General features: G+C 44.3%; 26 protein-coding genes and 1 pseudogene. 7 read left to right on the plus strand and 20 right to left on the minus strand.

What is annotated here, in order from left to right:
• Positions 1–44 precede the first annotated feature (44 nt).
• Positions 45–731: a class I SAM-dependent methyltransferase gene (locus QUA80_RS18845; protein WP_333426636.1), complete on the plus strand. Its 687-nt coding sequence runs from the start codon at positions 45–47 to the stop codon at positions 729–731.
• Between the two features lie 395 nt (positions 732–1,126).
• Here the strand turns inward: QUA80_RS18845 and QUA80_RS18850 are convergent, their stop codons facing one another.
• From QUA80_RS18850 to QUA80_RS18865, 4 genes are all read right to left on the minus strand, one after another.
• A complete protein-coding gene (locus QUA80_RS18850) occupies positions 1,127–1,390 on the minus strand; it encodes a prevent-host-death protein (protein WP_333124407.1) in 264 nt (87 codons plus the stop codon).
• A complete protein-coding gene (locus QUA80_RS18855) occupies positions 1,368–1,706 on the minus strand; it encodes a type II toxin-antitoxin system RelE/ParE family toxin (RefSeq protein WP_333426637.1) in 339 nt (112 codons plus the stop codon). Before QUA80_RS18855 ends, QUA80_RS18850 begins: the two co-directional genes overlap by 23 nt.
• Positions 1,707–2,037: 331 nt before the next feature.
• On the minus strand, positions 2,038–2,196 hold the full coding sequence (locus tag QUA80_RS18860; protein WP_333426638.1) for a type II toxin-antitoxin system HicB family antitoxin: 159 nt from the start codon (positions 2,194–2,196) through the stop codon (positions 2,038–2,040).
• A 53-nt stretch (positions 2,197–2,249) separates the two neighbouring features.
• Entirely contained in the window at positions 2,250–2,765 is a 516-nt protein-coding gene (locus QUA80_RS18865) for a hypothetical protein (protein WP_333426659.1), read from the minus strand.
• 195 nt (positions 2,766–2,960) lie between these two features.
• On the opposite strand from QUA80_RS18865, the gene QUA80_RS18870 reads away from it, so the two are divergent.
• Entirely contained in the window at positions 2,961–3,272 is a 312-nt protein-coding gene (locus QUA80_RS18870; protein ID WP_333426639.1) for a hypothetical protein, read from the plus strand.
• Between the two features lie 143 nt (positions 3,273–3,415).
• Here QUA80_RS18870 and QUA80_RS18875 read toward each other — a convergent pair whose 3' ends face one another.
• The 4 genes from QUA80_RS18875 to QUA80_RS18890 all read right to left on the minus strand — a co-directional run bounded on the left by QUA80_RS18875 (position 3,416) and on the right by QUA80_RS18890 (position 4,889).
• Complete coding sequence (locus QUA80_RS18875; RefSeq protein WP_333426640.1) at positions 3,416–3,715, minus strand: hypothetical protein; 300 nt, start codon at positions 3,713–3,715, stop codon at positions 3,416–3,418.
• 136 nt (positions 3,716–3,851) lie between these two features.
• Positions 3,852–4,001, minus strand: coding sequence for a hypothetical protein (locus QUA80_RS18880; RefSeq protein ID WP_333426641.1), 150 nt, complete (start codon positions 3,999–4,001; stop codon positions 3,852–3,854).
• 1 nt (position 4,002) lies between these two features.
• Positions 4,003–4,611 carry a Uma2 family endonuclease gene (locus QUA80_RS18885; protein ID WP_333426642.1) on the minus strand — a complete coding sequence of 203 codons (609 nt, stop codon included), beginning with the start codon at positions 4,609–4,611 and terminating at the stop codon, positions 4,003–4,005.
• Positions 4,612–4,616: 5 nt separating this feature from the next.
• The gene (locus QUA80_RS18890; RefSeq protein ID WP_333426643.1) at positions 4,617–4,889 is read right to left on the minus strand and encodes a helix-turn-helix transcriptional regulator; all 273 of its coding nucleotides are present in this window, start codon (positions 4,887–4,889) and stop codon (positions 4,617–4,619) included.
• 86 nt (positions 4,890–4,975) lie between these two features.
• On the opposite strand from QUA80_RS18890, the gene QUA80_RS18895 reads away from it, so the two are divergent.
• On the plus strand, positions 4,976–5,221 hold the full coding sequence (locus QUA80_RS18895) for a hypothetical protein (RefSeq protein ID WP_333426644.1): 246 nt from the start codon (positions 4,976–4,978) through the stop codon (positions 5,219–5,221).
• 122 nt (positions 5,222–5,343) lie between these two features.
• Positions 5,344–5,445, plus strand: a pseudogene (locus QUA80_RS18900) (Rpn family recombination-promoting nuclease/putative transposase); the annotation flags it as partial.
• Positions 5,446–5,465: 20 nt separating this feature from the next.
• Here QUA80_RS18900 and QUA80_RS18905 read toward each other — a convergent pair.
• The 3 genes from QUA80_RS18905 to QUA80_RS18915 are packed head-to-tail and all read right to left on the minus strand — an operon-like array spanning position 5,466 to position 8,389.
• Positions 5,466–6,674, minus strand: a complete 1,209-nt coding sequence (locus QUA80_RS18905; RefSeq protein ID WP_333426645.1) for a hypothetical protein — start codon at positions 6,672–6,674, stop codon at positions 5,466–5,468.
• Positions 6,675–6,707: 33 nt separating this feature from the next.
• Positions 6,708–8,219, minus strand: a complete 1,512-nt coding sequence (gene ilvA, locus QUA80_RS18910) for a threonine ammonia-lyase, biosynthetic (protein WP_333426646.1) — start codon at positions 8,217–8,219, stop codon at positions 6,708–6,710.
• Positions 8,201–8,389 (minus strand): hypothetical protein, encoded by a 189-nt coding sequence (locus tag QUA80_RS18915; protein WP_333426647.1) that lies wholly within the window; start codon positions 8,387–8,389, stop codon positions 8,201–8,203. The genes ilvA and QUA80_RS18915 overlap by 19 nt, the downstream gene beginning before the upstream one ends.
• A 109-nt stretch (positions 8,390–8,498) precedes the next feature.
• On the opposite strand from QUA80_RS18915, the gene QUA80_RS18920 reads away from it, so the two are divergent.
• Complete coding sequence (locus tag QUA80_RS18920) at positions 8,499–9,053, plus strand: GNAT family N-acetyltransferase (protein WP_333426648.1); 555 nt, start codon at positions 8,499–8,501, stop codon at positions 9,051–9,053.
• Between the two features lie 91 nt (positions 9,054–9,144).
• On the opposite strand, the gene QUA80_RS18925 is transcribed toward QUA80_RS18920, so the two are convergent.
• The 6 genes from QUA80_RS18925 to QUA80_RS18950 all read right to left on the minus strand — a co-directional run bounded on the left by QUA80_RS18925 (position 9,145) and on the right by QUA80_RS18950 (position 14,235).
• A complete protein-coding gene (locus QUA80_RS18925; RefSeq protein WP_015177425.1) occupies positions 9,145–9,714 on the minus strand; it encodes a hypothetical protein in 570 nt (189 codons plus the stop codon).
• 188 nt (positions 9,715–9,902) lie between these two features.
• Positions 9,903–10,760 carry a bifunctional class I SAM-dependent methyltransferase/HIT family protein gene (locus QUA80_RS18930; protein ID WP_333426649.1) on the minus strand — a complete coding sequence of 286 codons (858 nt, stop codon included), beginning with the start codon at positions 10,758–10,760 and terminating at the stop codon, positions 9,903–9,905.
• 27 nt (positions 10,761–10,787) lie between these two features.
• Positions 10,788–11,393, minus strand: coding sequence for a hypothetical protein (locus QUA80_RS18935; protein WP_333426650.1), 606 nt, complete (start codon positions 11,391–11,393; stop codon positions 10,788–10,790).
• A gap of 115 nt (positions 11,394–11,508) precedes the next feature.
• Entirely contained in the window at positions 11,509–13,107 is a 1,599-nt protein-coding gene (locus tag QUA80_RS18940; protein WP_333426651.1) for an Hsp70 family protein, read from the minus strand.
• Between the two features lie 121 nt (positions 13,108–13,228).
• Complete coding sequence (locus QUA80_RS18945; RefSeq protein WP_333426652.1) at positions 13,229–14,011, minus strand: XRE family transcriptional regulator; 783 nt, start codon at positions 14,009–14,011, stop codon at positions 13,229–13,231.
• Positions 14,012–14,022: 11 nt separating this feature from the next.
• The gene (locus tag QUA80_RS18950; protein WP_333426653.1) at positions 14,023–14,235 is read right to left on the minus strand and encodes a DUF2997 domain-containing protein; all 213 of its coding nucleotides are present in this window, start codon (positions 14,233–14,235) and stop codon (positions 14,023–14,025) included.
• Positions 14,236–14,317: 82 nt separating this feature from the next.
• On the opposite strand from QUA80_RS18950, the gene QUA80_RS18955 reads away from it, so the two are divergent.
• Positions 14,318–15,340, plus strand: coding sequence for a low specificity L-threonine aldolase (locus tag QUA80_RS18955; RefSeq protein ID WP_333426654.1), 1,023 nt, complete (start codon positions 14,318–14,320; stop codon positions 15,338–15,340).
• A 301-nt stretch (positions 15,341–15,641) separates the two neighbouring features.
• Here QUA80_RS18955 and QUA80_RS18960 read toward each other — a convergent pair whose 3' ends face one another.
• Positions 15,642–16,040 carry a DUF4112 domain-containing protein gene (locus QUA80_RS18960; RefSeq protein WP_333426655.1) on the minus strand — a complete coding sequence of 133 codons (399 nt, stop codon included), beginning with the start codon at positions 16,038–16,040 and terminating at the stop codon, positions 15,642–15,644.
• A 71-nt stretch (positions 16,041–16,111) separates the two neighbouring features.
• Positions 16,112–16,450: a winged helix-turn-helix transcriptional regulator gene (locus QUA80_RS18965; RefSeq protein WP_190737105.1), complete on the minus strand. Its 339-nt coding sequence runs from the start codon at positions 16,448–16,450 to the stop codon at positions 16,112–16,114.
• A gap of 222 nt (positions 16,451–16,672) precedes the next feature.
• Between QUA80_RS18965 and QUA80_RS18970 the strand changes: the two genes are divergently transcribed.
• Positions 16,673–17,371 carry a pirin family protein gene (locus QUA80_RS18970; RefSeq protein WP_333426660.1) on the plus strand — a complete coding sequence of 233 codons (699 nt, stop codon included), beginning with the start codon at positions 16,673–16,675 and terminating at the stop codon, positions 17,369–17,371.
• A gap of 109 nt (positions 17,372–17,480) precedes the next feature.
• On the opposite strand, the gene QUA80_RS18975 is transcribed toward QUA80_RS18970, so the two are convergent.
• Positions 17,481–17,714 (minus strand): DUF2442 domain-containing protein, encoded by a 234-nt coding sequence (locus QUA80_RS18975; protein ID WP_333426656.1) that lies wholly within the window; start codon positions 17,712–17,714, stop codon positions 17,481–17,483.
• Positions 17,715–17,847 lie beyond the last annotated feature (133 nt).

Raw genomic sequence — 17,847 nt, forward strand, 5'->3', positions numbered from 1 at the left:
AATCAGATTTTTTCGTAAGTCCTAGTACCAATAGGAGAATCACCATGAAATTCGATCGCCCTGAACAACAAATTCAACAAAGTTGGGAGGCAAATGCTGACGCATGGATACAGGTGCTCGACCAAAACCAGATCGAAAGTCGCCGCGCAGCAACGGACGAGGCTATTGTGCAAGCAGTTCTGCGCTATAAGCCTCGGCGTGTTTTGGATGTTGGATGCGGTGAAGGTTGGCTGACGCGCGCCCTAGCAAAGCGCGGTGTTGAGGTTGTTGGAGTTGATGGTTGCGCTGCTTTGGTCGATCGCGCTTGCGAGAAAGGAGGCGGTTGCTTTCGGGCGATCGGCTACGATGAGATTATTGCCGATCCAGCGATACTCGGTCAACCATACGATGGAATCGTCTGCAATTTCTCGCTACTGGGTGAGGAAATTGGAGATTTATTGCGATCGTTACGCAAAGCAATAGTCTCAGACGGACATTTGTTAATCCAGACAGTTCATCCATTCACAACGTGTCAGCAACAGCCCTATGTTGATGGATGGAAAACCGAGACTTTCGACAACTTCGGCGGCGATTTTCGAGAGGCGATGCCGTGGTATTTTCGCACAGTTAGTTCGTGGTTTCAACAAGTGTCGGAATCGGGTTGGAGGGTCTGTGAATTCGAGGAACCGATACATCCACAGACGCAGATTCCTCTTTCCATGCTGCTGATTTGTCAGTCACCCGGCGATTGAAATCTTATCAAACGGACTCCGAGAACAGGGGGACTGAAGAGGGAATTTTGTATAATGCGATCGATGCGATATAATTAGAGCAAACAAGTAAACGAATCTTAGCAAAAAAAGTTAATTACCATGAACATTACAGACCTAAAGACAGCAGTAAGGGAACTTCCATAAAATGAACTCGCAGAGTTTATTGAATGGCTTAATGAGTTCCAAGCCACTCTCGCCGATCGCCAATGGATCGATGGTGTACGAGTTAAGATAGATGCTGCTGTTGCCATGTCAGAACATACTCCACCGATTGACGGCGAAACCTTTATTGCAGGGATTTGCGATCGTTTCCCAAAATAGCTTGTAGGCTGGGTTGTTGCTTTCATCGTAAGGCGATCGCGAGAACCCAATTTCTAATTCTCGTTCTCTGAAACCAACTTTCCTTTTTCAAAAGCGATCGTTTTTCCTTCTCGCGCATCTTGAAGAGAGCGGCGCAATCGTGTTTTAAACTCAGGATTATTCAGCATCAAATAATCAATCCAATCATCTTCATCGGCAAATCCGACAAGATAGCCAACTGGCTTGCCATCATAAATCAGAATCACATCTTCTTCCTGAGCCACCAGCAAGAATTGAAGCAAGTCTTTTTGAACTTCACTGAGCTGAATCTGTTTCATCACTAACCTCCTGAACTGTGAGCCATTCGTTAACGTCAGATTTATGTTTGACAGCCAGAATTAAGACTAACTTATTCTCTGGTTCAACAGTATATTCAATGTCATAAAACACGCGATGCTCGTCAACTCGCAGACGGTACTCAGGTGAAATTAGCCCCCTGAGACGCTTAATCCTGCTTTTTGTCACCTTGTCCGGCTCGTAACGCAAGTAAGTTTCTATTGCATCCTCAATCTTAGATCGATCGCTGGCACGCAAAACCCTTAAATCTTCCAAAGCCGTTTCGGTAAACTCAATTCTGTATTGCGAAATCGCCATAAACTAATTATACTGCAATTTTCATATAGTTATGATATATTATCTGACAAGCACGGGCTAAAATAGGAAATAAAAAGTTACTTACCTATGAACATTAGAGAACTCAAGACTGCTGTAACGGAACTTTCACAAAATGAACTCGCAGAGTTTCTCGAATGGCTTGATGAGTTCCAAGCAGCTCTCGCCGATCGCCAATGAATCGACTCTGTACGAGTTAAGATAGATGCTGCTGTTGCCATGTCCGAACATACTCCACCGATTGACGGCGAAACTTTTATTGCAGGGATTTGCGATCGTTTCCCAAAATAGCTTGTATGCCGGGTTCTTGATTTTACTGTAAGTCTACACTCAGGCAACCTTCGATCGCTTCATAGAGGTTTTGCAGCAGTTCCTCAAAGGTTTCTCCCTCAGTTGCACAGCCAGGAATAGCAGGAACTTTGGCCCAGAATCCGCCTTCTTCTGCTTCGTGAATGATAATTTTGATTTTCAATTGATTCTCCTAATTTATTCTCAAAACTTACCTCTTCATTACTGTACCAGACTTTACTCCTCCAAGTCCACCTGTTTAACCTGCTCTAAAGGTATATCTAGCGCTTCTGCAATTTGCTCGTCGCTCAAGCCAAACTGCCGCAATTTCTCTATTGTTTCAATCTTAGTTTGATTTTTGCTTTCTTCCTGTAAGTCTGGAGTTTCCGGCTGACTTTCATCTGGGGTATGAGTAGAGGGATTAGAACAATTGTTAATGTAGCTAATACCAATAATTTTTTGATTATTTTTATTACCCAAAGTTGTTATATTCTGATTTATATGCCGTTCTAGGACGGATTCAAGATTACTTTTCTTAACTTGTTCACCAAACACCTCAGATAACATTTGCAAAAGCTCGTGACTAGCCTTTTTAACGTGTTGGGAGCTATAACCATAAGTTTCTGCAACGTCAGCATATTTTTTATTTTTCAGTATTCCCGCGATAATCTTCCGCTGCAAGTTGTTTAGATGTTTGCCTGTCTTGGCGCAGACAGCTTCATCAACAAATTGCAATATCTGAGGACTGTCCATAGGTTGGGTGGTGAGATAGGTATGGTTACTATACCAAACTTTTTGCAACTTTTTCCAACTTTTTGGGCATCGCATCGGATTTTTAGGAAGTTCCCACTTTTTCCAACTTTTTTGGCTTTACAGGGTTGGTGCGATCGGTTTATCATAAATGCTTAAAGATCGCTAAGTCATTACAATTGAGCGCGAATAATAAAAATGAAAACTTCCAAAGCATTGATTTTGGTGGCTGCTTTAGCGACCAGTTCAATTCTGTTTCCTATGACAGTACAGGCACAGCGTCTTATAGGTGGTATCGATGTTGATAAATACTGTCGGGATCGTTTTGGTGAGGGGTCAAAATCAGAGTTGGTTGAGAATACTGCCTGGGGGTGGCGTTGTCGGATCAGGCAAGATCTAGTAAGTCTCTCAATGGATAATGCTTGTCGATTCCAGTATAAAAATCAAAATGCCTATGCACGACCTCATAATGAGCGCGATCCCTACTCTTGGCAATGTTTTGTAAACTAATATCTTTTGCATTCCTCCAAAACTTGCTGCGATACAACTAACTTGAACAGAACAATCTCAGCCATTGTTCACAGCACGACTAGCTCCTGTTCGAGATCCACATCCCGCAATTAATACGCTAGAGTCTGCAAATATCCTACGCATCAAGACTGTTTTTCCTGCCAAATCGCCTCTCTCTCCGCTTCTAAACCAGCCAATAAATTACTCAAACTTACATTTTCATTTTCCATAATCGTGACAATACGATCGATTAGTTGGGGAACTTGAGGTTGTTTAAGAGCAAGAAAAATCAGATTACCTATTTGAAGTAACACCAGCGTATCTCCCTGATTAACATTCAGAGAATCCTGTAATAACTGGGGAATGGTAATTTCCCCTCCCTGTCCCAGAATAATCGGGAATTGTTGAATTTGTACATCCGTTTCTTGTGAAGTTATTGTCACGACTTTAACCTCAGCCTTTAGTGTTAAGTTTCTAAGATTCCTGATTGTAGCAGTTTTTGAGCTTTGTATGTTTTGCGCGATCGCCCTAAGGACAAAACCACAGTGCGATCGCCCACAACTACCAAATCATTTCAACTTAAGGAATATCATACCGCCGCGCGATCGCAACTAAGATGCGATCGCGTGGCAATTGCTCGATCGCCTGGATGATGCAACTATCAGTCAAACAACCGGACTCAGTATTGAGGATGTGCGGAATTTGCGATCTGCTCGAAATTAGAGCCAAGTTATCCACCTGCTTTCAACCACCCAAAAACCTGCTCCACAGTCAAATCTAACTTTAAAAAGTTTGGTATAGGCAACCGATCTTGTCCCGTTAACTCAACTGGTTCTCCTCCGGGAATAAATGCTAAAATAAACCGTTCCTCTGGATCGATTAACCATCCGAGCTGAGTCCCGTATTTCAAACAGTGTAAAATATTACTAATCACCTTAGTTGCTTTCTGGTCTGGGGATAAAATTTCTACTGTCCAGTCGGGATGAATTTCAAAGGAATTCGGAACTTCGCCATCTGCTTCAAAAGTGATTCTATGCCAAGCAAATACTGTAGCATCAGGTACAATAGAACGCCCGCCAAAAGTACAGCGCAATTCGGGAAAAGCAAGAGCAACTCGTTCTGTTTCCGCAACTAGATTAACAGCGTTGCAAAACTTAAGTTGCAAACGAGAATGTTTGCCTTGAGGCATAATCTTTTGGTGAATGCGTCCGTTAATAAATTCACTCGCAGGTTGAGTTTCTGGTAGTTTGAGGAAAGCTTCGAGAGTGAGAGAAATGGGAAGTGCTGCTGTCATCGCTTTGAATTCGGTGTCATTGCCACTCTGCCATAATTTTATCATTAACTCTATTCTGTGTTTTTAGATCGATCGACCTCACCCTCACCCTCATCCTCCAAAATCTCACCCAAATAGCGCTGCACAAACTCCCGCGCTGCATCTATATCGAGCAACTTTAACGCCACAACCATCTTCACAAGCATGTTGACCGTTGGATCTATCAACTCATTAAACCAACGATAGACAACAGAACTTCGCACACCCATTGCGATCGCCAATTTGTTTTGGCTAATGCCATAGGTGTTGAGCACATCTCTCAGAACTCGACCAGCTTTTCTCATGCACCCCATGATGCCAAGGGATGCCCCAACCGTAAACAACTACACATATGTAGTTATTGGTTGATTTTGAAGATGAGGACTTCCCAATGGCTAAAGACTTTCTCACCGAACCGCCCAACGACACCCAACAAGACGCAGATCCCACAGACGATCGAGAAAACCGGGAACCCGTGCGTATCATGGTTGTTGGCTCCCGCCAAGGCATAACCGCCGTAGTAAATTGGCTGGTGCGACTAGGTTTTGCCCAAATGGCAGACTGGAGCGACTTGCAGCGCGCACCGAATACGGGCCAGTGGATGCGCGTGCTGACAAAATGGTTGCAAAAGAATTGAGGCAACTGACGAGTAGGGCGATCGCATTTCATCAACCTGATGTTTCGGAATCGTGCGATCGCCCGCAACTACCAAATCGTTTCAACATTAGGAATATCATACGGCCGCGCGATCGCATCTTAGTTGCGATCGCGCGACAATTGCTCGATCGCCTGGATGATGCAACTATCAGTCAAACAACCGGACTCAGTATTGAGGATGTGCGGAATTTGCGATCGCCATGAGATTTCTGGGCCAACAATCATCACAACTGCAAAGTCCCAGACACCTTGGCATTTTTAACACTTGAAATCCGAATCAAAGACCCTGATTTTACAGCAATCTTAGGTTTCCATTCATAAACCCCATCGCTAGCCGCGCGGTTGGCTATGCTTTCAACCAACTTATTCTCTTGATACAGCTCAATCTTGACATCATCCTGAATATTGTCTCTCCACAAAATCAAATAAGGTTTATTGGCTTCCACCTGCACTTTTCCTGCTGGTTGAGCCACCAATATTTTTGGTGAAGCTGTCTGAGATTTTCTATTCCTAAACCCTAAATAGTGCGGCAGTTCCCGAGTGGCAATATTATTTGCTTGAGGCAACATAATCTCCCCGATTTTAGGATTGAATAGATAAGTTGAGAGTCCGCCGTCGATCGTCACTATATCTCCTTTGACTCCGAATTCTCGCATTAACTTAGCTGCTGCGTCTAATGTCGCTTCATTAACTGTGATAATTGCCAGCAATTCATTACCCTTGCGACCATCTTTGTCCAGCGTACCGATGACGTGATACCTATTTGCGGGATTTTTAGATATGAGTTTAGCTGGATGGTGTTTGTATTCGTAAGTAACAACTGCATTTTGGACTTCTTTTTGATTCAATGGCGTTCCGGTTTGCGGTTCGTAATTTGTGATATATGCTTCTCGATCGTTCCAGACCAAAGCTTTCAATCGAACATTTTTATACTGCCCATCTTTGGGTTGCTTGACGGGGCCGTAGATGCCGTTACCGCCAGTAATAACTTGACCGTTAAATTTGATAGGAAAAGATAGCTGCGTGCTGCGTTCGTATTGTTCAAAAAAAGAACAGTTTATGACGGAAAAAACATCGTTAGCGTAAAGCTTTTTGTATTCACCTGTAACTTCAGAGAATAACTTGCTCTTAAAGAAAGGACTGTAATATTTGTTTTCTCCCTGATAATACAATCCTTGATTGAAACCCATCCGATCGACCTCTCCAATTAGCTGGTCTATTTGCATTTTTTGGACGTTAATAACTTGCAAATAAGCCTGATTTCCGTTGGGTAGTTCTTTTTTGTACAACTCTGCACCATCTCTGGTATCCACAGGTTGAAAATAACTGACTGGGCTGGGAAGTTGTTCGATCGCAAAATGTGCAACTGCTGCCACAACAGCAACAGCAAAAATCATCAAAAAAAACGGCAAGATTTTTTTGATCCTGTTCATAAATATTAATTTGTTTCTAGACCGCAAACCAAACTACCTCAAAAACAACTTATAAGCTGGATTTTGACTCTCATCCCCATACTGATAGCCCAGCGTATCCAAAAAAGCCTGCCATTCCTGCATCTCATCGGGCGGTACTTGAATTCCCACCACAATTCGCCCGTAATCTGCGCCGTTATTTCGATAGTGAAAAACGCTGATATTCCAGTTAGGACTCATCGAACCGACAAACTGCATCAACGCACCGGGACGTTCGGGAAATTCAAAGCGATAAAACAATTCATGATCTGCCAGCATCGAACGCCCGCCCACCATATGCCGCACGTGCAATTTAGTTAATTCATCATCAGTTAAATCCAAAGTCTTGAAGCCACAATCTTCAAAACTTGCGGCTATCTTCACCGCATCGGCACGGTTTTGAATTTGTACGCCGATAAAAATATGTGCCTCTTTCTCATCCGCAATTCGATAGCTAAATTCAGTTAAATTGCGTTTGCCCAGACATTCGCAAAACCTGCGGAGACTTCCCGGTTGTTCGGGAATTGTGACTGCAAAAATGGCTTCGCGGCGTTCGCCAAACTCGGCTCTTTCTGCTACAAAACGCAGCCGATCGAAATTCATATTCGCGCCGCAAGCAACAGCAATTAATGTTTCTCCTGCGATTTGTTCCCGTTCCACGTAAGCTTTCGCACCTGCGATCGCCAAAGCGCCAGCAGGTTCTAAGATCGATCGCGTATCTTCAAAAACATCCTTAATCGCCGCGCAAACATCATCCGTATCCACCAAAATAATCTCATCCACATACTCCTGACACAGCCGAAAAGTTTCCTCTCCCACTTCCCGCACAGCAACGCCATCAGCAAATAAACCCACCTGCGACAAACGCACCCGTTTACCCGCTTTCAGCGATTGATTCATTGCATCGGAATCCACCGGTTCGACGCCAATAATCTTAATTTCCGGCCGCAACCGCTTGACATAGGCCGCAATTCCCGAAATCAATCCGCCGCCACCAATTGCCACAAAAATCGCATGAATTGGTTTTTGATGTTGCCGCAGAATTTCCATGCCGATCGTACCCTGTCCAGCAATCACGTAGGGGTCATCAAAAGGGTGAATAAAAGTCATACCTTTTTCCGCCTCTAATTGGCGCGCAAAGGCGTAAGCATCATCGTAAGCATCCCCATGCAAGACTACCTCTCCACCACGGGCTATCACCGCATTTACCTTCACCTGCGGCGTCGTTACGGGCATGACTATGATCGCGCGAGTTCCCAGGTGGCGGGCGGCGAGGGCGACTCCTTGGGCGTGGTTGCCGGCGGAAGCTGCAATGACACCTTGTGCTAGCAAATCCGGCGACAGTTGCGCCATTTTGTTGTACGCACCCCGCAGTTTGAAGGAAAACACCGACTGCATATCCTCTCGCTTCAGCAAAAGTTTATTGTTGAGCCGTGCTGATAGATTCGGGGCGGATTCTAGGGCTGTTTCTTGAGCAACATCGTAGACGCGGGCGGTGAGGATTTGTACTAGGTAATCGCAAAGCATGGGGTTAGCAGGTTGGTTGATGCCGGATGGTGGAATAATTGTACGGCACTTGTGTTAGTATTTTGCGGGGAATTGGCGATCGTCTTCGTTGGCATTTCCTTCGGATCGCGAAAGCTAACGCTAACGGGCGATCGCAAATTTCCAATAATAACTTTTCCCTTTGGGAACATAAGGAGCGTGAAGACTATGAATAATATTTCGTTTTTGCCGTTTACCCCTGTTATAAAATCTAGTTTGTGAGCGTATTAGTCCGTAATCCTTGATTTAGTATGTAAATTCATGAACGTACAAATTACAGATTTGCGTGCGGTTGACGAGCCAAAAATTCAACAGGTAGCTAAATTAATAGTTGAAGGTTTTAAAGAGCATTGGCCCGATGCTTGGCCCGATCTAAAATCTGCTTTGCAAGAAGTGCAGGAATCTTTGGCAGCCGATCGCATCAGTCGAATTGCAGTCGCCGACAGCAATCAAGTTTTGGGATGGATTGGCGGGATTAAACAGTATGACGGTAATGTTTGGGAACTGCACCCGCTGGTAGTGAAAACAGAATTTCGCGGACAAGGAATTGGTCGATCGCTAGTAGCAGATTTAGCAGCAGAAGCTAAAAACCGGGGAGGGCTAGTGCTGTGGGTGGGCACCGACGACGAAGACAATCAAACCACTCTTTCAGGCATCAATCTTTATCCTAACGTTTGGGAACACGTCGCCAAAATTAGAAATTTGCGCGGTCATCCCTACGAATTTTATCAAAAAATGGGTTTTGCGATCGTGGGAGTCATGCCCGACGCGAACGGAATTGGCAAGCCAGATATTTTCATGGCAAAGCGGTTGTAAAGTTTAATGTAGGTTCTAAATTTACTGGCCGGTGGCTTGCAAATCCAACACTGAGCAAAATTAGTTGTTGAAAGTTTCCCAGAAAATCAGTCTAGTCTGGACGTGCGAACCCCGTTCGAGGGTCGCTAATAAACAAACCCAGAACTAACGAATCCATCACCGTATCCCAGACAGGAGTCAAACGTTCAGCATCGTCAACCCAGTAATCAAAAGTAATCAAACACTGAACATTAGAACCCAATCCAATACAGATTCGCGAATAAGCTTCCCGCTGTTCTGGAGGGTCGATAAACTTAAATTCAGTCCAAACAACGCGGGCAGTTTGCCGCTTCAATTGGATAATTTCCCCAAAAGCGATCGGATTTCGCGTATCATCTTCAACCACCTTCTGTAATAGCGGCACCAGCGGAAAATCTGCCCAGTTATTAGGTGGTAGCAAATTAAACGAAACCTCCAAACGACAATCATCATCCGGCGGCTTTTTATCCGTAAACCGGAACGAATTAGTATCCGGTTCAAAATGCCAATCTTCCGGGACATCAAAGCGGACTGCACCTCTTCCTGCTACAAAAATTCGAGTTCCAGGCTTTGACTTCCAATTGTGGTTTTCTTTAAGCTCTAGGGTTTCCTTGAGCCATTCTTGCTTTTTGCGCTTAGACATAAACAGAACACCAAATTGTTGCTAATGTGTAGTTTTAGACCTTGCAAACACATTTTAACTCTATTTTGCTCGCCGTTTGCTCAAATATAACAATCCTTACAAAAATTATGAATTCCTCTCTTCTCTATTCCTCTGTGTTCTCTGCGCCTCTGCGGTAAAAAAGAATTCCTTTCACAATTGGCTAACTTTTATTTTTCACTCTTCGGAATCACATACCTAATTCCGCCTTTATTCCCAGCCGCATCGCCCTTGTAACGGGGGATAACATGAATAGCCGCGTGACTGCGACTTTGACCGGCCTGTTTATTAATATTTATTCCCACATTAAACCCGTCTGGCTCAAAAGCTTTACTTAACATTTCTTGCACCTTATTAGCCATAAACCAGCAAGCCGATTGCTCTCGAAACGGCAGTTCAAAATAATTGGCAACGTGACGCTTGGGGATAATTAAAACATGACCTTTGCTGGCGGGATAACCGTCAAACATCGCATAAGCTGTTGCTGATTCAGTTAGCAAAATTAGGTTTTTATACGGATTGCAGAATATGCAGTTATTAGTTGAATTTCTTTGATGGTTGTAATGCACGTATTTGTAAATTTCGCAAGACTCATCTAGGTGAACTGGCTTAAATGGAAGTTTGACAATGCACTGATATGTAGGTTTTTTGTGGACATAATGTTCTCGAAAGCCTTCTTTTTTGATATCCCTTCTCACCGCAAAATATGCCTTACCTCCCGGTTTCAACAGGTGTGACACTTCCATCAGGACATTAGCTTGTTCTTCAGGAAACAAAACATTCAAAACATAAAAACAAATGATTGTGTCGAATTTATCTTCGGGGTATTCCGGGAAATAATAAGGGTCATAACCCGTAATATCAAAGCCTTTTTGCTGCAACAATCTCACATCGCTGCCCAAGCCGCACCCAAAATCTAAGAGTTTGCCTTGCAGCAAGTTTTTATCCAATAAAAATCTTGCCGGAAATGACAGGTAAATTCGTTCGATTGCCGTCAGGTGGCTGAATTTATTTTGTTGCTTTTTCATGGCATAAATTTGATGCAATCGTTGTTTTTAGTTTTTGCGTAAAGGTTTTGTTAAAATTCCGAGAATTTTGTCAACTTCGTTAATATAATAATCGTTCAAGTCAATAAAAGCTGTTTGATTTACCAATTTGAGAAACTTCCAAGCATTGCCCGTGGTAACACCTCCGTAAATCGCCTCAATTTCATCATTTTGCTGTTGATTGAATCGCTGGGCTCCCAACATTTCAGCAATACACTGTCCTAATCCGTTTTTGATGTTTTCATTTTTGGCTTCTACTAAGGTGACAACTGGCGTTCGGATTTCGTACAAATCGCTGGATGCGGTGAGGATATAATCGCAGTACCCGTTAAGTCCACTTTCGGGATCTGCATTAAATTCAGTGCCGGAGAAAAAGCCGATTTGGAAGTTTAAAATGCGCCGCGCTTCTAATAATACGGGAGCAATAATTAACTCCGAGCGAGCTTTTTCAGTATTGATAGCATTAGCGAGAGGGATATATTCTGCTAGGGTTGTTTTGAGATATTCGCTAGGTGCAATTGATTCTACATCTGCAAACAAAACTGTTTTTTCATTAACAGTGAGGTTAAATGCTGCACGCACTTTTGTAATCGTAGTAAAATCGCTGTATGCCATTTTTAAAATCCTTCTTTATTCTTTACTCCCCTTCAGCAGGGACAAAAGTTTGTGTAGTGGCGATTTCAATCGTCGAGTCTTATCTTAGTGAAAAAACTTACTCAAAATTTTATCATTATTGCAGTTTGGCGATCGCCCCTTTTTCCACCAACACCTTACCAGTCACCAAATCCCGCACCGTCGCCAACAAAACCCGCCTTTCATCCACCTCAAAACTCACCGAAACCCTGTCAATTCCCAATACCCCGGGCGGATTCAAATGCGCTACGCAAACTTGCTGGTGGTGGCTTTCCAGAGACCGAAAATCCGTTTTTTTGTTGAGCAAGCTGCTCGTCATTTGCCCTTTTTCGTTAAAAATAACCTCCGCTTGCGATACCTCCGCAACTTCCCCAATATCTAACCGAATTTCCCTTTGCCCTTCGATTGCCACTTGCAGCGTCAACTCTTCGGAACTTTGACAGGGATACTTCATTTCCTTGGTAAATATCGGCGAATAAGCATAAGCTTTAGCGTAAGGTTCCCAGAGGCGAATTGCATAGCTGTGGCGCAAATAATCCTCAACACTCGCTAATTGTGTCAAGGCTAAAGCACCGTGCGCCACCGCTTCAAACGGCTTGTCAGCTTTGACTTTTTGCCGCCCAAAATACGAAACCACTAAATTAGATACAGCCGGAATTAGAGAAGTTCCTCCTACCAGCAAAACCTGTTCGATATCTGCTTTGCCGATACCTTTTCCCTGTGCAATACTCAGCACTTCATCTAAAGCTTGTCGCAACTGTTCTAACAACTGCCTAGATTCCAGAATTTCCTCAAGATTGTCTCGGTTTAGCTGCAAGTCGTAAGACATAAAATTTTCATCGTCAAACCAGCTTTCCTTAGCCTCATTAACTTGAGAAAGTTGAATTTTTAATTTTTCCGCTATTTCTAATAAATTTTGCCAGCCAACTGCGCCGACTTCTGCCCGCGACGAACTAATTTGCCGCAAATAATCTTCGACAATCCAGATGTCAATATCTTCGCCGCCGACATAAGCATCCGATTTTGCCAATACTTCGGCACGCACCCCCCCCAGCCTCTCCAAGCTTCGGGGGGGTAAGGGGGAGGTTACAGCAGTACGGACTAAACTTAAATCTAAAGTTCCGCCGCCAAAATCAACTACTAAAACTAGAGATCCGGGGCGTTTTACTGCATATCCCAGGGCGGCGGCTGTGGATTCATCTATTACCTGAATTTCCGCAACTCCCAAATTTTCTCCTAAGTCGCGAAACCAATCTAGATATCGCTCAAATGCTCCGACTGGTACTGTAAAAATTATTTTTTCTGGCTGTATATTTTGTAAATATAATTGTTTCCAAATAGTTTTGATAAACTGTTCTGCTACTGATTCGGCTGTGTAGGTGTCGCCGTCGATATTGCGGGGCGGGGGCTGAAAATCGGCTGCTAAATCGCGTTTGAAAGCTTTGAAAAAACGGTCTGGCTGGGATTGGCCCAAACGCTGCGATCGCACTTTTTCTCCCAACACCAACTCTTCCGCATTTTTCACAAAAACTAAAGTCGGCACTACAGATATTTCTCGAACATCTCCGCTCAAATTCTTCGTTTTAAAAATGCGGGACATCTCGCCCAATCTCAAAGTTTCTGGTGTTTGCGTATCCGGGTTGAGAATGCAGACAACCGTGTTGCTGGTGCCGAAGTCAATGGCAACTGTAGTCATGGTGATTTTAGATTTTAGATTTTAGATTTTATTTTTCATGCGGCCCAGGGTGGTGCAGCTAACTTTACTTTATATGACTTACGAATCTACTCTATTTTTAGGGTCGCATTGCGCCCCTTACTTAATTTTTTACGCCACCTGGCAGGGTGCGACTAACTTTAGCAGGAGTAAGAATTCGCTCTCCCTCCCGATAGCCGACAAACCGAATATAAACTAATTCTCCTTCTGTTATATCCTCAACATCCGGCTGGTGCAACTGCGGATTGTAAGGAGTTTGTTCCCAGGCAGAACCGATTGTTTCAAAACCCCAACTTGACAAGAGATTTTCTAAGGGAGTAAACAAAGCTGAGAGATTTTTGGCTGGCATATCCGGCTTAGCTTCTGCCATTTTGCGGGCGGCGGGATAGTTGGTTAACAAAGTTTGCAACTGTTCAAAGGTAGCGCGGCGAAAATCGGCAGTTAGTTGAGCTTTTTGCTGCTGCAATTCCGATCGCAGCCGGAAACACTGCTGCCTCAATTCTTCTATTTCGCTGGGATTAGTTGTGATTGTAGCCGATATTGGCAGCGCGCTCAAATTGCGATCGAACTCTTGAAAATTCAAATTCAGCACTGTTGCCAGCCGCCTCAGTTGGTCTAGCGTGAGTTTTCCCACGTCTCCCTGCCGCACTAAGCGCACCCCAAAACGACTTAAGCCTGCTTTTTCGCCTAAGTCTTGCCAATCGAGAATGTCTAGCTGATTCATGCGTTCCCGCAGAATTGTATCGTACTTAAACTCGATCGCATCTCCCGCCTCAGATGCAGCATAAAGGTAGATTAAAATTAGAAAAACGCCCCCCACACCTAGCGCGATGCTGAACGCAGGCACTGTTGTTACATCAACTGTTGTACCCAGGATATCAAACATCTTTAACTCTGCTAAACTTGTTTTAAAGTCTGCGCTTGTTCAACGCTCAAATTTTCTTCGCCTTGGTAGTATTCTGGCAGCAAGTCTTGAGATTCTACTTTTCCAAGCGCTTTTTCAATTCCAGCGGTGGTTTCGGTGCAACTCGAACCAGTGGCGTTGAGGACGGTTTCGGTAATTTTGCCGTCTTTGCCGATGCGGTATTCTATTTGGCGGTATTCTGCCATAATTCTTCCTCTTGGTTTAATGCTTGAGTGTTGACTGTTGAGTGTTGAGTTATATTATAGATTCTATTTACCAATTATTCTAATGAATTTTTGTAGCGACAATGCAACCGGGGTTTCGCCGGAGATTATGGCGGCGATTGCAGCGGCTAATTGCGGTGCTGTGATGTCTTACGGGGATGATGAATATACACAGCGTTTGCAAGTTAAATTTTCGGATTTGTTCGAGACATCGGTGACTGTTTTCCCTGTAGCAACAGGTTCTGCTGCTAATTCTCTAGCCCTTGCGGTTGTTACTCCTCCTTACGGGGCTGTTTACTGTCACGCGGAATCTCATATTAATGTAGATGAATGCGGCGCGCCGGAGTTTTTTGCAGGCGGTGCAAAGTTAGTGACCTTAACAGGAAATCATGGTAAAATAGACGCAGAGAATTTAGGAAAAAAGCTCGATCGCGCTGGTGCAGGTGTCGTCCATCACGTACAGCCCGCCGCCGTCAGCATCACTCAAGCAACGGAAGCCGGCACAGTCTACAATCCAGCGGAAATTTCCCACATTTCGGAAGTGGTTCGCAGCCACAATTTGCACCTGCACATGGATGGAGCTCGCTTTGCCAATGCAGTCGCCAGTCTTGGCTGTTCCCCTGCTGATGTTACTTGGCGCGCCGGTGTGGATATTCTATCGTTTGGAGCGACAAAAAACGGCGCGATGGCTGCGGAAGCTGTGGTTTTTTTTAATCGAGAATTAGCAAAGACTTTCCCTTTTTACCGCAAGCGCAGCGGGCATCTTTTCTCGAAAATGCGGTTTTTGTCTGCACAGTTGGAAGCGTATATAACGGATGATTTGTGGCTAAAAAATGCGGCTCGTGCAAATAATATGGCAGCCAAATTAGCCCAAGGTTTGGCGGGAGTTGAGGGAGCGAAGTTTTGCCATCGAGTTGAAGCAAACGAGATTTTTATTCAACTTCCCGAATCGGTAATTACAGCGGTTTTAGCTGAGGGTTTTCTGTTTTATCGGTGGGATGAATGTACGGTTAGACTGGTGACGGCTTTTAATACTAAAGAAGAAGATGTTATTGCTTTGGTGGAAGCTGTTAAACGCCATCAGTAATTATTTCGTAGGGGCGGGTTTTACCAATAATACCGGCCAGATATCAACAATCTAAGAAACCCGCCCCCACTAACAAATAATCCACATCAACCTTGATTTATATTAAATGCAAAAAATAGGCGCGGGGATTTCTCGTTTGGTGGGGGCGGGTTTGAGAGACTGTTGGTTATTTACAATTATTGTTGGTGAAACCCGCCCCTTCATTTTAAATGCAAAAAATAGGCGCGGGGATTTCTCGTTTGATGGGGGCGAGTTTGAGAGACTGTTGGTTATTTACAATTATTGTTGGTGAAACCCGCCCCTACAATTTAATAGGTTCAGGAATAGGTTCTGCAACTGCGGCTAGTTCGGGTTCAACTGCTTCGAGGTGTGCTTCTAAAAGCGCCAGATTTCTCATGTTTGATTTATAAAAAGCATCGAAGATATCCCCTACTAAAGGTACTGAACCAACCACGGCTTCTAGACCGATATTGTAAATCATTTTACCTAGAGTTTTTTGGGGGATGTTGAATCGAGTTGCTAAATAAATTAGGTAGGCGGAAAACGCGGTATCGACGATATCCCCAGCACCCGGAATTAAACCGATAATGGGGTCTAAACCAATGCGAAATTTAGTGCCGGGGATGCCAATGGCGGTATCCATCAGGCGACTGAGTTTGCGGATGCGGTTGAGGGTGGCGAGACGCTCTATGTTGTTCATATTATGATTGTTGAACTAGGTTACAAATTTGAAATCTGCCGGAAGACGGAAAAAAACCATAGAGAAACCGCTCATTCTCTATCTTCGCTAATATGCTGAATTCCCCATTCGTGCATGGCATTAATAATCGGTTTGAGACTTTCGCCCAAAGGGGTTAGCGAATATTCAACTTTCGGCGGCACTTGCAGGTAAATTTCCCGATGGACAATTGCGTCTGATTCCATTTCGCGCAGTTGCTGCGTCAGCATCTTCTGAGTAATGCCGTTGACAGCTCGTTGCAGCTCGTTAAAGCGCTTCACTCCTTGAAACAACTCCCGCAGAATCAAGACTTTCCAGCGCCCGCCAATCACCTCTAGAGTGCGTTCTACAGGGCAATTTGCTCGATCGACCTTTACTTCTTGGACTTGCATAGTATCTTTTTGGTAAGTACCGCACTTTTAAGTGCGTACTTTCCATAATAGCTTGACTGGGTTTAAAGTAGAAATATCTCAGAAATACCCAATCAATTTCACTGATACCAGTTCCCCAAAAAAATGGAACTGTAGGCTTGTACTCTAAACCACGAGCTTCATCAGTCCTTCCCAATCTAAAATCGCAAATCTAAAATCTAAAATCGGATGAGGATTCAGAAAATGATTACCGTCAGAAAAAGTGAAGCAAGAGGACACGCTAATCACGGTTGGCTGGACAGTTACCACACATTTTCTTTTGCCGGCTATTACGATCCAAATTATATGAATTTTCGCTCTTTGCGGGTAATTAATGAGGATTTCGTTAGCCCCGCCAGAGGTTTCGGCACTCACGGACACAGCGACATGGAAATCATTACTTATGTATTAGAAGGAGCATTAGAACACAAGGACAGTTTGGGTACCGGTGCAGTGATTAAACCCGGTGAAGTGCAGCGGATGAGTGCAGGTACGGGTATCCAGCACAGCGAGTTCAATAACTCGCAAACAGACCCAGTTCATTTGCTGCAAATCTGGCTGTTACCCGATACAAAAGGCTTGGAGCCGAGTTACGAACAGCGGGAGTTTCCCCTAGCAGAAAGGCACGGAAAACTGCGCTTAGTGGCGGCACGAGATGCGAGAGACGGTGCGGTGAAAGTGCATCAAGATGTTGATTTGTATGCGGCTGTTTTGGATAAAGACTCGCGGGTTTCTCATGCTTTGCAGCCGAATCGCCATGCTTGGGTGCAAGTTGCTCGCGGCTCGGTTTTGCTCAACGGTTTGCCTTTGAAAAATGGCGACGCTGCGGCGGTTAGCGGCGAGGCTGAGGTGGTGATTGAAGCTACGGCAGATGCTGAATTTTTGCTGTTTGATTTGGCATAGAATAGCATACGAAATCCCCGGCTTCTCCCAGAAGTCGGGGATTTGAAATTACTCGGCGGTTGAAACCGCTACTACAAAAACGAAGTCCGCGCAACGCGAGACTAAGAAGTTAATCAGCCATCCAAGATTTTGTCCCAAAAATACCTGCGATAAGTTCGGGAATACCAAAATCAACATCTAAGCTTTCCCAGTGCACGCTGCTACCGGAAGGAGGTAGCCAAACATCAGCAAGCTGTTCTGGTGAAGCGCCTTCTAACCCTTGTGCCAGCTTGGGAGGAAAACAAAAAATAGCACCGTTTTTCAGTTCGATCGTAATTAAATCTTCAGACTGATTGTAATACACGGATTCGGCGCGGGGTTCTGTAGCCTCGGCTTGTTTCCATGCTTCTTTGGCTTTCGCTATAGCGCGTCGCGTGAGAACCCCGGTCTTTTAAGCCGGGGATGAAACGCAGTTGTAGCCTTTAGGCTACGAGTGT

It is taken from the genome of Microcoleus sp. F4-D5 (assembly GCF_036704885.1).
In the GTDB taxonomy this organism is placed as follows: Bacteria; Cyanobacteriota; Cyanobacteriia; order Cyanobacteriales; family Microcoleaceae; genus Microcoleus.

What these genes read in the sequence shown, in the direction of transcription:
- QUA80_RS18845 (WP_333426636.1), top strand. Translation starts at nt 45, where the DNA reads ATGAAATTCGATCGCCCTGAACAACAAATTCAACAAAGTTGGGAGGCA.
- QUA80_RS18850 (WP_333124407.1), bottom strand. Translation starts at nt 1,390, where the DNA reads ATGAAACAGATTCAGCTCAGTGAAGTTCAAAAAGACTTGCTTCAATTC.
- QUA80_RS18855 (WP_333426637.1), bottom strand. Translation starts at nt 1,706, where the DNA reads ATGGCGATTTCGCAATACAGAATTGAGTTTACCGAAACGGCTTTGGAA.
- QUA80_RS18865 (WP_333426659.1), bottom strand. Translation starts at nt 2,765, where the DNA reads ATGGACAGTCCTCAGATATTGCAATTTGTTGATGAAGCTGTCTGCGCC.
- QUA80_RS18870 (WP_333426639.1), top strand. Translation starts at nt 2,961, where the DNA reads ATGAAAACTTCCAAAGCATTGATTTTGGTGGCTGCTTTAGCGACCAGT.
- QUA80_RS18885 (WP_333426642.1), bottom strand. Translation starts at nt 4,611, where the DNA reads ATGATAAAATTATGGCAGAGTGGCAATGACACCGAATTCAAAGCGATG.
- QUA80_RS18890 (WP_333426643.1), bottom strand. Translation starts at nt 4,889, where the DNA reads ATGAGAAAAGCTGGTCGAGTTCTGAGAGATGTGCTCAACACCTATGGC.
- QUA80_RS18895 (WP_333426644.1), top strand. Translation starts at nt 4,976, where the DNA reads ATGGCTAAAGACTTTCTCACCGAACCGCCCAACGACACCCAACAAGAC.
- QUA80_RS18905 (WP_333426645.1), bottom strand. Translation starts at nt 6,674, where the DNA reads ATGAACAGGATCAAAAAAATCTTGCCGTTTTTTTTGATGATTTTTGCT.
- ilvA (WP_333426646.1), bottom strand. Translation starts at nt 8,219, where the DNA reads ATGCTTTGCGATTACCTAGTACAAATCCTCACCGCCCGCGTCTACGAT.
- QUA80_RS18915 (WP_333426647.1), bottom strand. Translation starts at nt 8,389, where the DNA reads ATGTTCCCAAAGGGAAAAGTTATTATTGGAAATTTGCGATCGCCCGTT.
- QUA80_RS18920 (WP_333426648.1), top strand. Translation starts at nt 8,499, where the DNA reads ATGAACGTACAAATTACAGATTTGCGTGCGGTTGACGAGCCAAAAATT.
- QUA80_RS18925 (WP_015177425.1), bottom strand. Translation starts at nt 9,714, where the DNA reads ATGTCTAAGCGCAAAAAGCAAGAATGGCTCAAGGAAACCCTAGAGCTT.
- QUA80_RS18930 (WP_333426649.1), bottom strand. Translation starts at nt 10,760, where the DNA reads ATGAAAAAGCAACAAAATAAATTCAGCCACCTGACGGCAATCGAACGA.
- QUA80_RS18935 (WP_333426650.1), bottom strand. Translation starts at nt 11,393, where the DNA reads ATGGCATACAGCGATTTTACTACGATTACAAAAGTGCGTGCAGCATTT.
- QUA80_RS18940 (WP_333426651.1), bottom strand. Translation starts at nt 13,107, where the DNA reads ATGACTACAGTTGCCATTGACTTCGGCACCAGCAACACGGTTGTCTGC.
- QUA80_RS18945 (WP_333426652.1), bottom strand. Translation starts at nt 14,011, where the DNA reads ATGTTTGATATCCTGGGTACAACAGTTGATGTAACAACAGTGCCTGCG.
- QUA80_RS18950 (WP_333426653.1), bottom strand. Translation starts at nt 14,235, where the DNA reads ATGGCAGAATACCGCCAAATAGAATACCGCATCGGCAAAGACGGCAAA.
- QUA80_RS18955 (WP_333426654.1), top strand. Translation starts at nt 14,318, where the DNA reads ATGAATTTTTGTAGCGACAATGCAACCGGGGTTTCGCCGGAGATTATG.
- QUA80_RS18960 (WP_333426655.1), bottom strand. Translation starts at nt 16,040, where the DNA reads ATGAACAACATAGAGCGTCTCGCCACCCTCAACCGCATCCGCAAACTC.
- QUA80_RS18965 (WP_190737105.1), bottom strand. Translation starts at nt 16,450, where the DNA reads ATGCAAGTCCAAGAAGTAAAGGTCGATCGAGCAAATTGCCCTGTAGAA.
- QUA80_RS18970 (WP_333426660.1), top strand. Translation starts at nt 16,673, where the DNA reads ATGATTACCGTCAGAAAAAGTGAAGCAAGAGGACACGCTAATCACGGT.